General features: G+C 66.0%; 11 protein-coding genes. 8 read left to right on the forward strand and 3 right to left on the reverse strand.

Going from position 1 to position 13,391, the window contains the following annotated elements; genetic code table 11:
* Positions 1-113: 113 nt before the first annotated feature.
* The 4 genes from AB4Z00_RS25510 (at position 114) to AB4Z00_RS25525 (ending at position 5,211) form a co-directional block, all read left to right on the forward strand.
* The gene (locus tag AB4Z00_RS25510) at positions 114-860 is read left to right on the forward strand and encodes a tryptophan 2,3-dioxygenase family protein (RefSeq protein ID WP_134093678.1); all 747 of its coding nucleotides are present in this window, start codon (positions 114-116) and stop codon (positions 858-860) included.
* A gap of 3 nt (positions 861-863) precedes the next feature.
* Positions 864-1,979: an aminotransferase class V-fold PLP-dependent enzyme gene (locus AB4Z00_RS25515; protein WP_442047746.1), complete on the forward strand. Its 1,116-nt coding sequence runs from the start codon at positions 864-866 to the stop codon at positions 1,977-1,979.
* Between the two features lie 162 nt (positions 1,980-2,141).
* The gene (locus tag AB4Z00_RS25520) at positions 2,142-3,836 is read left to right on the forward strand and encodes a M28 family metallopeptidase (protein ID WP_442047747.1); all 1,695 of its coding nucleotides are present in this window, start codon (positions 2,142-2,144) and stop codon (positions 3,834-3,836) included.
* 715 nt (positions 3,837-4,551) lie between these two features.
* On the forward strand, positions 4,552-5,211 hold the full coding sequence (locus AB4Z00_RS25525) for a Crp/Fnr family transcriptional regulator (RefSeq protein WP_442047748.1): 660 nt from the start codon (positions 4,552-4,554) through the stop codon (positions 5,209-5,211).
* An 18-nt stretch (positions 5,212-5,229) separates the two neighbouring features.
* On the opposite strand, the gene AB4Z00_RS25530 is transcribed toward AB4Z00_RS25525, so the two are convergent.
* The 3 genes from AB4Z00_RS25530 to AB4Z00_RS25540 all read right to left on the reverse strand — a co-directional run bounded on the left by AB4Z00_RS25530 (position 5,230) and on the right by AB4Z00_RS25540 (position 8,869).
* Positions 5,230-6,702 carry a TRAFs-binding domain-containing protein gene (locus tag AB4Z00_RS25530; protein ID WP_442047749.1) on the reverse strand — a complete coding sequence of 491 codons (1,473 nt, stop codon included), beginning with the start codon at positions 6,700-6,702 and terminating at the stop codon, positions 5,230-5,232.
* A gap of 27 nt (positions 6,703-6,729) precedes the next feature.
* Entirely contained in the window at positions 6,730-7,209 is a 480-nt protein-coding gene (locus AB4Z00_RS25535; protein ID WP_132269249.1) for a nucleotide synthetase, read from the reverse strand.
* A gap of 73 nt (positions 7,210-7,282) precedes the next feature.
* The gene (locus tag AB4Z00_RS25540; protein ID WP_442047750.1) at positions 7,283-8,869 is read right to left on the reverse strand and encodes a TIR domain-containing protein; all 1,587 of its coding nucleotides are present in this window, start codon (positions 8,867-8,869) and stop codon (positions 7,283-7,285) included.
* A 263-nt stretch (positions 8,870-9,132) separates the two neighbouring features.
* Here AB4Z00_RS25540 and AB4Z00_RS25545 point away from each other — a divergent pair, with 263 nt between their 5' ends.
* The 4 genes from AB4Z00_RS25545 to AB4Z00_RS25560 all read left to right on the forward strand — a co-directional run bounded on the left by AB4Z00_RS25545 (position 9,133) and on the right by AB4Z00_RS25560 (position 13,372).
* Positions 9,133-10,104, forward strand: a complete 972-nt coding sequence (locus AB4Z00_RS25545) for a GAF domain-containing protein (RefSeq protein WP_431567712.1) — start codon at positions 9,133-9,135, stop codon at positions 10,102-10,104.
* A gap of 180 nt (positions 10,105-10,284) precedes the next feature.
* A complete protein-coding gene (gene adh, locus AB4Z00_RS25550; RefSeq protein ID WP_132269244.1) occupies positions 10,285-11,805 on the forward strand; it encodes an aldehyde dehydrogenase in 1,521 nt (506 codons plus the stop codon).
* 97 nt (positions 11,806-11,902) lie between these two features.
* Positions 11,903-12,934: an alcohol dehydrogenase AdhP gene (adhP, locus tag AB4Z00_RS25555; protein ID WP_132269242.1), complete on the forward strand. Its 1,032-nt coding sequence runs from the start codon at positions 11,903-11,905 to the stop codon at positions 12,932-12,934.
* Positions 12,935-12,991: 57 nt separating this feature from the next.
* Entirely contained in the window at positions 12,992-13,372 is a 381-nt protein-coding gene (locus AB4Z00_RS25560) for a DUF779 domain-containing protein (RefSeq protein ID WP_431567711.1), read from the forward strand.
* Positions 13,373-13,391: the final 19 nt, after the last annotated feature.

The raw sequence follows: 13,391 nt of genomic DNA on the forward strand, positions 1-13,391 counted from the left end.
TTCACCGTACCGCGCCAATCGTTCTTCGGGAATAGCCTATGGCTTGTGGATTGGGACCAATGTCCCGCCCGTCCAGTGCTAATGTCCTCTCACAGCAAGCCCGGGAAGACAACATGGAACGCCGCAAGGTCTACGAACTGCTCGAAGCGCCCGCCGCGCTCGACTACGAACTCTATCTCCAGACCGATCGTCTGCTGACCTGCCAGAAGCCCTTCGACGATCTGGCCAATGCCGACGAACTGCAGTTCCAGATCGTCCACCAGGTCGAGGAGCTGTGGATGAAGCTCATGGCCTATACGATCGTCGCCGTGGACGAGCACTTGCGCGCGAAGCAGGCGTTCCGGGTTACCACCCTGCTCGGCCGCTGCCACCGCATCATGCGCATGATGACCGAGCAGCTCGACCTGCTGGAAACCATGTCGCCCAAGGAATACCAGCAGATCCGCCTCCAGCTCGGCAACGGCAGCGGCCAGGAATCGCCGGGCTTCCGCGTGCTGCTTCGCATCATCCCCGATCTCTGGCAGACTTTCGATGCGGCTTACGTCTCCGGCGCCGGGCGGACGGTGCGCGACATCTACGATCATGGCTATGCGCATGACGAAGCTTATGCCGTCGCCGAGGCGCTGATGGAGTTGGACGAACTTTTCGGCAAGTTCCGCTGGCACCACTTGTTCCTCATCCACCGCTCGATCGGCATGGGCTCGGCCTCGCTGAAGGGGCGCTCCGTCGATCTGCTCCAAGCCGGTGCGAAACATCGCTTTTTCCCCCAGCTCTGGGACGTGCGCGTGGAAATGACCGACGAATGGGGCCATGACTATGGCCGCGTGCGCGACAGCATTGCGGAAAAGGCGAGCCAGTGATCGATGCGTGACCTGTTCCATGTTCCCGAGGGTGGCCCCTATTTGATGAGCCACTCGGTCGGCTGCCTGCCGCGCGCGGCGCGCGCCGCGCTGGACGCGTGCTATCTCGAACCATGGCAGACCACCGGCGGCGCTGCCTGGGGACCGTGGCTGGAAACGATCGAGAAGTTCCGCGCCGCCCTCGCCGGGCTGATCGGCGTGGCGGCGGACGAAGTCGCGCCGCAGCAGAGTGTCTCCTCCGCGCTGTTCTCGCTCCTCTCCGGGCTGCGACCGACCCCGGAGCGCAACCGTGTGCTGATGTCGGAGCAGGCCTTTCCGACCGTGGGTTACGTCGCGCAGGGACTGGAACGACTGGGCTTCGAGACACGGCTGATCCCCGCGGCCCAGTCGCCCGGCGACGTCGCCACCTGGGAAAGCCATTTCGACGAGAGCGTGGCGGCGGTCGTCGCGATGCACGTTCACTCGAACACCGGCGTCACCTCTCCGCTTGCCGAGATCGCCGCGATGGCCCGTCGCCACGGGGCGCTCTCCATCGTCGATGCCGCCCAGTCCGCGGGGATCCTGCCGGTAGCACCGCACGCCTGGGGCGCGGACGCTGTGATCGGATCGAGCGTGAAATGGCTCTGCGGCGGCCCCGGCGCCGCGTGGCTCTGGCTGCGCGGCGACCTGACGCCCGGCATCGAACCACTCGACCTCGGCTGGTTCGGCCACGAAGACCCTTACGAATTCGACATCCGCAGCTTCCGCCCCGCTGCCGACGCACGCCGGTTCCAGGGCGGCAGCCCGTCCATTGCGCCTTTCGCGCTCGCCCTTGCCGGCATCGAGACGGTGACCGCGCTGGGGCAGGACAGGATCCTGGGCCACAACCGGGACTGCATCGCCGCCTTTGCCGGCGCCGTGGACCGGCCGATCGACATGACCGGCCGCGGGGGAACGCTCTGCCTGGAATTCGCCGATGTCGACCGCCTTCACGCGGTGCTCGCGCCCGGCGATTTCCGCTACGACGTGCGCGGCCGCTGCCTGCGGGCCTCGTTCCACGCCTGGAACAGCCCGGAAGAAGCGAAGGCACTGGGCCGGGCGATCACCGAAGCCGGGCTGGCGTTTCGCCTCGTTTCGTGATCGGACCGCGGTCCATCGTCGATAGTGCAGGCATTCGGCGTCCGCGACTGTCGAAATCATAAGGTATACATATCGACATACGTCGGGGGATCGGCATCATCGGCCGCCTTGGATCGACCCGATTCAGCACGCCATCAACGGCCGACCGGCCAAGGAGTATCGATGACCTCCCCCACGTTCCGCGCCTCGCGCAGCGCCCTGCGCGCTTTGGCCCTCGGCGGCCTTCTTTCGGCATCGGCCATGGCTTCCGTGGCCCTGGCGGCGCCCGCCGCACCCGCCTTCGACGTCGCCCGCATTTCGAACGACATCAAGACGCTCTCCAGCGACGCCTTCGAAGGACGCGGCCCGGCCACCCCGGCGGAAAAGAAGACCATCGATTACATCGCCGCGCAGATGAAGGCCGCCGGCCTCCAGCCGGCCGGGCAGAAGGGCACCTGGTTCCAGGACGTGCCGCTGCGCAAGTCGGAAATCGTCGGCGCGCCCAGCCTGGCGATGACCATCGGCGGTGCCGCCACGCCCCTGTCGCAGGGCCAGCAGATCGCCGTCCGCGCTGCGGAAACGGGGCAGTCCTCGGTGGCCATCAAGGACCTGCCGCTGGTCTTCGTCGGCTACGGCGTCAAGGCCCCGGAACGCGGCTGGGATGACTTCAAGGGCGTGGACCTCAAGGGCAAGATCATGGTCGTGCTGGTCAACGATCCCGATTTCGAAGGCGGCGGTGCGGCTGATGGCGGGGCGGATTTCGGCGGCAAGCTGATGACCTATTACGGCCGCTGGACCTACAAGTACGAGGAAGCCGCCCGCCAGGGCGCGGCCGGCGTGCTGGTGATCCACGAGAGCGAGCCCGCCTCCTACGGCTGGGCGACGGTCAAGAACAGCAACACCAACACGATGTTCGACATCGTCCGCGCCGATCCGAAGTCCGCGCATACGCAGATGGAAGGCTGGATCCAGAAGGACCTCGCCGTGCAGCTCTTCAAGGCTTCGGGGCTGGACTTCGAAGCCGCCAAGGCCGCCGCGCGCAAGACGGACTTCAAGGCCATGCCGCTGAAGGCAACGATGAGCGCGGACTATGCGGTGAAGTCGGAGATCATCACCTCGCACAACGTGGCCGGGCTGGTGCGCGGCTCGAAGTATCCGGATGAAACCGTGATCTACTCGGCCCACTGGGACCACCTCGGCGTCGGCCTGCCCGATGCCAAGGGAGACCGCATCTACAACGGCGCGCGCGACAACGCCTCCGGCACGGCGGCGCTGCTCGAACTGGCGCGGACTTTCGCCAAGTCGAAGCCGGAACGCTCGGTGCTGTTCCTGGCCGTGACGGCGGAAGAAAAGGGCCTGCTCGGCTCGGAATACTATGCTGACAACCCGCTGCGCCCGCTGGCGACGACGGCCGGCGTCATCAACATGGACGGCCCGCTCTCGATCGAGAAGACCACCAACTTCAGCATCTCGGGCGCGGCCAAGCTCGATCTGCTGACCATGCTGACCGAGGAAGGCCAGAAGCTGGGCCGCCACTATACCCCCGATGCGCGCCCGGAAGCGGGCAGCTTCTACCGTTCGGACCACTTCCCGATGGCGAAGCGCGGCGTCCCGGCGATTTCGTTCAGCCCGGGCCGTGAACTCGTCAACGGCGGCGACGCCCGCGGCAAGGAACTGTCGGACATCTACACGCGCGACAAGTACCACCAGCCGGCCGACGAATACGATCCGAACTGGAACACGTCCGGCTGGAACAGCGACATGACGCTGCTCTACAGCGTCGGCAACCGCCTGGCGAACGGCCGCGACTGGCCTAACTGGTCGCAGGACAGCGAGTTCCGCGCGGCCCGCGACGCGACTTCCGCCTCGCGCAAGTAAGGCAGGCAAAGCCAGGTCGATGCATCGCCCCGGCGCCGGAAAACGGCGTCGGGGCCATGCAGCCGGCCGGGCCAGCTGCCGCCGCGTTCAAGAAAGGACCGTTCCGGTCTACTCTGTCCGGAACCGTGCAAACCACGGCCCCGGATCCTTTTCTTCGAATGGAATGAAGGAGTTCCGCCAAGACCGGCACATTCGGTCAGGTGCAACGGCACCAGCAGACACTCCCGATGTCCTTCGGAATACTGCCTTTTTAACACCGCAATGACTTTTTTTTCACTTGTTCGGATGGCAGCTCTGCGGCAGCAATTCATTGCGACGAAACAAGAACTAGCCGCACTTCCAAACCCGTCCTCGGGTCGCACTTCGAAACGTTCGCACGCTGATAAAGAGGCCGAAACAAGGCCCTTCCATACCGAAGCCTGAAACTGCATCGCCCGGCCGCGAAACTCGCAGAGGCGCTTCATGAAGCCCTCGACGAGCCCGTCGGCACATAAAAAATGGCCCGAAGGCCATAAAGACCTCCGGGCCAAGGAATAGGGCTGCTCTGTACGAGCCGCCTTCGGGTCGCGCCATTTGTGTACGCCTTGAATTGCCCCTGGCGCGTGACGGGGATCACGCCTCATCAGGAATCGACACCTAGCTTCTTCCCCTAACCCGCCTGGATGGGTTAAGCCCGATGCAGTCGTGCAGCGTTCGCCGCATCGGCTAAGGGGCTGTGTCTTTGGATTTCGAAAGTCAGATCGAGGCTATCGGGGCGATTTTTCGGTGCGATCGGCAATCTGCCGAGTCCCTTGCCCGCGTCCTGATTCCGCAGCGCCTGGCCACCAAGGATATCCTGGCCCGCCAGGGCGAACCCTCGCACAATTGCTGGCTGGTCATCGACGGCGCACTGCGAGTCGAGACATATGGGCTGGAAGGACAGCGCCAGCAGGTGGCGCAGCATGGGCCGGGCGAATTCTTCGGCGCCTATCCGGCCGCCACGGTGCACCGCGCCGAGATCAGCGCCTTGCTGGATTGCCAGCTACTCTGCGCCGAAGCCCCGAAAATCGCCGAACTCGTGGCCGGAAACGTCCAGATCGCGGCGGGTATGGCGCGCCTCCTCGCCCGCCAGCTCGACCGCGCGCTGGACCGCATGGTAACCCGCATGACGTACAGTGCGGCCGGGCGGGTCTATGCCGAACTGGTCGCTTTGGCCGACGGTCGCGACCGGATCGTGCCCTCGCCCCGGGTCACCACTCTGGCGCTCGGCGCCAACACCACCCGCGAAACGGCGTCGCGCGCCATCGCCACCTTGATCCGCCGCGGGATCATCAGCCGCGACGACGAGCAACTCACCATCCATGCACCGCGCATGCTGGCCGAGTTGATCTGCTGAAAACGATTCGCGCTGCGATCAGGCGGCAGTGAGGCGGCAGAACAACCCGATGGGCACGTCGCCAAGGCTCGTGACGATCTCTCCCGCCGATTCGAAACGGTAGCGCGGCGCCAGGATATCCAGCGCGGCCACTTGCGGCCACGATGCACAGATGCTGCCCGGCGGGGCCGCGCGGGCCAGCAGAACGGCCAGTTCACCCGAAGCTTCCAGGGCTTCCTCCAGCGCCACGGCCCGACTGTCGAGTCCCAGACGGACCTCCGGCGCGAGTCGCAGGGCCGCCTCCGCATAGCTCATGGCCGCCACCAGGTCTGCAAAGCCCAGGATTTCACCGCCTTCCCCATGCACCTGCGCGACAGGTTCATGACCGGCAATCGCGGGCAACGGCTCCGCGGAAGCGACGATCGCCAGGTTCGAGGCCGGGTCCAGTGCCCCGCCCCGTGCGGGCAGCCAGTTTTCGAGGTTCACCTTGCAGACCGGCAGGTCCTGTGCGCGCCATTCCGTTTCGGCCAGCGCCGGATCGTCGGTCGGGCGCGAGACATGGAGCGCCAAGGCCCTTGTCGCCAGACTTCGTGCATGGCGCAGCGCCAGTCCCATGGCCACGCGCGCGCCGTTCAGGATCGCCGCCTCGGACAGGCCGGCATTGCCGCCCAGCACCTCGACCACGTCGGCCTCCTCGATCAGGCGATCGAACCGCTCGCCCCACTGGCTGTCGTATTGCGCGACCGAAATTTCCCGGAACCGTGCGATCGCCGTCGGCAGCACGACATGAAGCCTGGCGCCGCGCGCCAAGGCCATTTCCGCCACGAGGATGTCCGCACCGGCCGCCAATGCGCCGAAAACGGCGCCCGGGCGGATCTCGTCGAGCACGCTTTCCAGCTTCGCGCGCACTTCGGCCTCATCGTCCGGAAGACCGATGATCCCGTAGAAATAGAGGCTGGGCGGCGGCTGGAGATGATCGAACAGGTCGGGCGACCGGCCCAGCCGTTCCAGTATCTGCCGAAACTGCCGCAGCGTTACCGCGTGGTCTTCCCAAGCCTCCGGGGCCGCCTGCATGGCCCGTTCCAGCGCTTCGCGGCTCGCCTGCGGATCGTCCAGCAGCAGCAGCGCCTCGGCCTCGGTCGCGCCCAGCCAGTAGCGTGTCTCCGGCTCGTGTGCGCCGCTCGCCAGAATGTCCAGGATGCGGCCGGCGATGTCCCGCGCCTCCTTGGGACGGTCGTTGAGGAAGGCGATGGTGGCCGCGTTGATGAGCGGATAAGTCGCCGGGCGGCCGCCCGCGGCCTGTAGGTAGGCCTCCTGCGCCTGTTCGAGCAGGCTGGCCCGGTCGCCGCCCAGGCTGCGCAGCCCGCGATCCTTGAGCAGCCGGCCCTTGAGGCTGAGCGCATCGGGGGCGGAAGAGGCGCCGAGGCCTGTTTCCTCGAACATGCGCCAGGCCCGCAGGGTGTCGCCCGCACGCGCGATCTGCCTGATTCTGGCAAGGGCAGGAAGAGTCACGGGCGCACCCCTTGGAGGATTGGAAAGTCAGAAGCGCTGCGGCGGCGGGTTCTTGATGTCGGGATCGATGGTAAGGCCGATCCAGCGGGGTTCGCAGCGGGTGCCCTGCAGCAGGTCGACGTTGATGTTGAACGGATGCTTGGTCCCGAACTTCCCGCCGCGATTGAAACGCGCCTGGAAGCGGACGACCTTGTAGCGATCGAGTTCCTCGTCGTATTTGCTGTATTCAAGGCCGCCATAGAATGAGGAGAGCGCTTCCTTGGTGGTGATGGCATCCCACTGCTTCGAGAAATAGAGCTGGTCGCCTACCAGTTCGATCTCCACCTTGCTGTCGCAAGTGATGGGAATGTAGTCCAGATCCTTGCCGTCCACCACTTCGTAATGCAGCGAAATCTGCTCATCCACGACTTCGAGCGTCACGCGGAACGGCACGACAGTGGCATCGTCCGACAGGCCGAGATCGAAGGACGGCGACAGGCCGTACTGGGTATAATTGAGCGTAGACATGCGTTTTCCCCTAAACTTCTGAAAAACCTCGCTTCAAAAGCCGCCGGCTTCTGGCGCGAGGCCCGGATTCGGATCAGTCTTCCAACGGACGGGCCAGCTTCATCTGCCAGAGCCGCCAGTCGTTGTTTTCCGGATCGGATGCGATGAGCCGGGCGACATCGTCCCGCGCTTCGTCCCGCAACTGTTCCGCACGCCCCTTCTCGCCGAGACTATAGAGCAATTGCGCATTCGAATAGCGCGCCAGCATCCAGTCCTGCTGATAGGTGGCGTTCTTGGGATCTTCCCGCACCAGGCGCTGCACGATGGCCGCCTGCTTCGCCCGCTCCCCAAGCGCTTCCACGTCGCGCCCCTGCGCCCGCAGGGCGTCCGCCATCCAGGCGTGACGGTTGGCGATATCGGCATCGAGGCTGCGGTCCTGCGGCTCCATCCGGGCCACGCGCTCCATCGTGCGAAGCGCATTGCCGCATTCGGCGAGCTGCTCTTCCGGTCCCTTCCGGGTGACGGCGATCGTGCAGATATTGCCTTCCGCATAAGCCAGTTCGCGCCAATAGGCCTGGTTGCCGGGCACCAGGCGCACGAGGTGTTCCGCCAGCGCCCGATAGGCCAGGAACCGCGGCAGGGCCTTGTCGTAGCGCTTGGCGATGAAGTCCACGTAGCCGAGCCAGAACTCGCTCTGGGCATGGGCGAAGATGCGCGAGGGATCGCGCGGATCGGCTGCCAGCAAAGTGCCGGTGACGCGGTGCGCCTCGCTGAACTTGGCCAGGGCGCCGGCATGGTCGCCGCGCTTGTGGTCGTCTTCCCCCATTGCGTGGAGGATGCGGGCGCGGCGTTCCAGCGAGTCGGCCGGGAGGGCCTTGAGGTCCGACTGGTCGGCATAGAAATCGAGCGCGCGTTCGTTGACCGATTGCAGCACATCCAGGCGGCCCACGCCTTCCAGCCGCTGTCTGAGATCCGTCAACATGAACTCGATCAATCCTTCGGCCTGCTGTCGCTGATGTTCCGCCTCCATTTGCGCACGCAGCGCAAAGATCAGCATCAGGGCCATGGATAAAGTAAGCAGCACCGTAAGGAGCGTGATGGCAATCACACGGCGCAATTGACGTTGCGCATCGCGCTGGATGATCTGGTCCAGCGCGATGCCGGTAAGGCCGGCGACGATCTTGAGCCGGGCCAGCTTGCGCCCGTCATGCTCGGCGCGGAAATCCGCCGCGATCGGTTCGTGGACCACGCCGTTCGCATCGGGGCCGACCAGCGAGACCGGGAAGCTGTCCTCCGGTTCTCCCTCCAGCAGCGCGGCGATCACCGGCCGGTCGGGATGGAGGTTGCGGAACAGCTCGATCTCGGCATCGACCCAGCGCGAATTGCGCGCCGCGGGGGAACACAGCACCAGCAGCACATCGGATTGCGACAGCGCCTGGCGCACTTCCTGGTCGAGGCTGGAGGCCGCGGGCAGCTCGGCGCGATCCCGGAAGATCGGCGTGACGCGGCGCGGAACTTCCCCCGCGCGGGTGACGGTGCCGACCAGGCGCGCAGGGATGCGATAGGATTCCAGCCAGCGGTGCAGCTGGCCGGCAAAGCGCTCATCGGCATGGCTATAGCTCAGGAACGCGCGGTAGCGGCGCGTTCCCTCATTCCCCGCGATGTCCTGTTCCGCCGTCATCGGCAATAAACGACCATCTGCCAACGCCCCTGAAAGCCTTTGAATCGGCTCCATCCCTTATGGTTCAATAGCGGCCCGCCGCCTGTTCGTCGCCCCAAAGTCCCGCCGTCCTCTCCCCTACCAGATGGGCAGGGCGGTGCAACGTTCGAAAAGCGCTGCGAAATTTCGCGAGTGAACCGGGATTTTCCCTGAGATCGCGCCGTACCCAGAGGAGCCGTTTGACTTCATCGGTTGCAACCGTGATCCTGCGCGCAGGAGATGCGATGAGTCGGAACGGCCCCAGCCCCGAGCTGCGCCACATCGATGTGGTTATCGACGCGGTACGTTCGCCGAGCAGCGCCGGTGTTTCGGCCGTGACGGCGTCATGGTGCCGCTCTCTCCTCCACCATGGGCTCGATCCCGGCACGGGCGCCAAGCGCGCCCGCGTGGACCTTGCCACCCTTGGCCATCGGCGCAGCGAACATGCCGCCCTGCTGGCCGTGGCAGGCCCGGTGCTGGACCAGATGTATCGTTCCGTCGGCAGATCGGGCTGCGGCGTGGTGCTCAGCGATCCGACCGGCATCGTGCTCGACCGCCGGGTGGGCGATGGCGACGCCGCCGAGTTCGACGCGGTCGGCCTTGTGGAAGGCGGCCGCTGGGGCGAGGCGGAGGAAGGCACCAACGGCATCGGCACCTGCCTCTTCGAGGACCAGCCCGTCGTCATCCACCGCGACCAGCACTTCGCCAGCCGCAATGTCGGCATCAGTTGCATGGACGCCCCGCTCCACGATCCGCACGGGCGGCTGGCGGGCGCGCTCGACGTCTCCAGCTACCGCCAGGACCATGGCCCGGCGATGGCGGAACTCGTCTCCGCCCTGGTGCGCGACGCGGCCCGCCGGATCGAGCGCGATTACTTCTGCCAGCATTTCGCCGGTTCGCGCATCGTGTTCCTGGCCGACGATCCGGTCCACGGCACCGCTCTCCTGGCCACCGACCGCGACGACCTGGTGATCGGCGCCAGCCGCGGCGCGCGTACGCGGCTGCGGCTCACGGACGCCATGCTCTGCCGCCCCCGTCCGCTCGACCAGGTGCTGGGCGCGGCGTCGTCCGGCCCTTCCTTCGAGGACGGCGACCGCACCGTCCTGCGCCAGGCGCTGGCGCAGGCTGGCGGCAACGCCAGTTCGGCGGCGCGCATCCTGGGCGTGGGCCGCGCCACCCTCTATCGCCGCATGGCCAAGGCCGGCCTCTCGCGCTAGCGCCACTGGGCTCAGGTCAGCGGGCTCAGGTCATCGGGCTCAGGAGAAATCCGCAAACTGTCTCGCGGGTGAGACACCAAGGCCGGCTCGCCCGCCCCCACCCGCTTCCGCAATCCTTTCCACTGCGCAACACTCATCCTCGACGAGACGCCACCAGGCGCCGCAAGAGAGGATATATCCGTGGACGCACTTGTTCAGGACCGGACCGCACTCCAGGCCCCCTTCGCAGAACGCTACGACAACTTCATCGGCGGTGCCTGGGTCGCGCCGAAGGCCGGTCGCTACTTCGACAATATCTCCCCGATCACCGGGCAGGTCGTGGGCCGGATCGCCCGCTCGGACGCTTCCGACATCGAGGCCGCGCTCGACGCCGCCCATGCCGCCAAGGACGCCTGGGGCAAGGCTTCCGTCGCCGAACGCGCGCGCGTGCTCAATCTCATCGCCGACCGCATGGAAGAGAACCTGCAGCGCCTCGCCACGGCCGAGACCTGGGACAACGGCAAGCCGATCCGCGAGACCCTGGCCGCCGACGTACCTCTCGCCATCGACCATTTCCGCTACTACGCCGGTGTGATCCGGGGTCAGGAAGGCTCGATCAGCGAGATCGACCAGGACACCGTCGCCTACCATTTCCATGAGCCGCTGGGCGTGGTCGGCCAGATCATTCCCTGGAACTTCCCGCTGTTGATGGCCGCCTGGAAGCTCGCCCCGGCCCTGGCGGCAGGCAATTGCGTGGTGCTCAAGCCCGCGGAGCAGACGCCGGCCTCGATCATGGTCTGGGCGGAGATCGTCGGCGACCTGCTGCCGCCGGGCGTGCTCAACATCGTCAACGGCTTCGGCCTGGAGGCGGGCAAGCCGCTCGCCTCGTCCAGCCGCATCGCCAAGATCGCCTTCACCGGCGAGACGACGACCGGGCGCCTCATCATGCAATACGCCAGCGAGAACCTCATCCCGGTGACGCTGGAACTGGGCGGCAAGTCTCCCAACATCTTCTTCGAGGACGTGGCCGCCGCCGATGACGACTTCTTCGACAAGGCGATCGAGGGCTTCGTGATGTTCGCGCTGAACCAGGGCGAAGTCTGCACCTGCCCCAGCCGCGCGCTGATCCAGGAAAGCATCTATGATCGCTTCATGGAGCGCGCCCTGCAGCGCGTGGCCGCCATCGTCCAGGGCAACCCGCTCGATCCCGCGACGATGATCGGCGCGCAGGCATCCTCCGAACAGCGCGAGAAGATCCTCTCCTACTTCGACATCGGCCGCCAGGAAGGCGCCGAAATCCTGATCGGCGGCGAGGCGGCGCAGCTGGAAGGCGAACTGGCGGGCGGTTATTACGTCAAGCCGACCGTGTTCAAGGGCCATAACAAGATGCGGATCTTCCAGGAGGAGATCTTCGGCCCCGTGGTTTCGGTCACCACCTTCAAGGACGCGGACGAAGCGCTCTCCATCGCCAACGACACGCTTTACGGGCTCGGCGCGGGCGTGTGGAGCCGCGATGCCAACACCTGCTACCGCTTCGGCCGCGAGATCAAGGCCGGGCGCGTCTGGACCAACTGCTACCACGCCTACCCGGCCCATGCGGCCTTCGGCGGCTACAAGCAGTCGGGCATCGGGCGCGAGACCCACAAGATGATGCTGGACCACTACCAACAGACGAAGAACATGCTGGTCAGCTACAGCCCCCGGAAGCTCGGATTCTTCTGAGCTTCACCCCCGGCGCGCGCCGCACCGCTCTCTCCCGCTCGCGGCGCGCGCCCCCCAACCCCCGACCACCTGACTATCCCCCGAGAGGAGTGTTCCAATGGCCAAGACCATGAAGGCTGCCGTCGTGCGTGAATTCGGAAAACCGCTGACGATCGACGAAGTACCGGTTCCCGAAGTCGGCCCCGGCCAGATCCAGGTGGCGATCCAGGCCTCCGGCGTCTGCCACACCGACCTCCATGCCGCCGAGGGCGACTGGCCGGTGAAGCCCAACCCGCCGTTCATTCCGGGCCACGAAGGCGTAGGCTATGTCAGCCAGGTCGGCGCGGGCGTCACTCATGTGAAGGAGGGCGACCGGGTGGGCGTGCCCTGGCTCTACACCGCCTGCGGCCACTGCGTGCATTGCCTGGGCGGATGGGAAACTCTTTGCGAAACCCAGCTCAACACCGGCTACTCGGTCAACGGCGGTTTTGCGGACTACGTGGTCGCCGATCCCAACTATGTCGGCCATCTGCCCGGCAATATCAGCTTCACCGAGATCGCGCCGGTGCTCTGCGCTGGCGTCACGGTCTACAAGGGCCTGAAGATGACCGACACCAGGCCCGGCGACTACGTGGCGATCAGCGGCATCGGCGGGCTGGGCCACATGGCCGTGCAATATGCCGTTGCCATGGGCCTCAACGTCGCGGCGATCGACATCGACGACGGCAAGCTGGACCTTGCCCGCAGGCTGGGCGCGACGATCACGGTCAATGCCCGCAACGAGGATCCGGCCACGATCATCAAGCGCGAGACCGGCGGCGGGGTCAACGGCGTGCTGGTGACGGCGGTGAGCGAGAAAGCCTTCGAACAGGCCATCGGCGTGACCGCACGCGGCGGCACCGTGGCGCTCAACGGCCTGCCACCCGGCGACTTCCCGCTCAACATCTTCGGCATGGTACTCAACGGCATCACCGTGCGCGGCTCGATCGTCGGCACCCGGCTGGACTTGCAGGAATCCATAGATTTCGCAGCGCAAGGCAAAGTCAGGGCAACGGTCGAGACCGCGAAGATCGAGGACATCAACACCATCTTCGATCGCATGCACAAGGGCCAGATCGAAGGGCGCGTCGTCCTCGACATGGCCGGATGAGGCTGCGGCAAGGCGGAACGACGCAAGGTCGAACGAAGAGAACAGGAGTTCGCCGGGGTGACGAATGAGGTAAAACGGGTCGCCGCCACCCCGGCGGCACTTGAACTGGTCGCGGAACTGACCGCCGAATACGGTCCGGTGCTGTTCCACCAATCGGGCGGCTGCTGCGACGGATCTTCCCCCATGTGCTATCCGCAAGGCGAGTTCCGCATCGGCGAGGGCGACATCCTGCTCGGCGAAGTGAGCGGCGCGCCCGTCTACATCGGCCGGGCGCAAGGCATGGCCTGGGCGCATACCCAGCTCATCCTGGACGTCGTTCCCGGCCGGGGCGGCATGTTCAGCCTGGACAACGGCCGCGAACGCCGCTTCCTGACGCGCGGCCGTGTCTTCACCGAGGACGAGTTGCGGCAGTTGGACAAGGGTTCGGGCACGCCCTGAAGGCTGGCCCTGCCCGCTG

This window comes from Novosphingobium sp. YAF33 (genome assembly GCF_052113265.1).
Taxonomy (GTDB): domain Bacteria; phylum Pseudomonadota; class Alphaproteobacteria; order Sphingomonadales; family Sphingomonadaceae; genus Novosphingobium.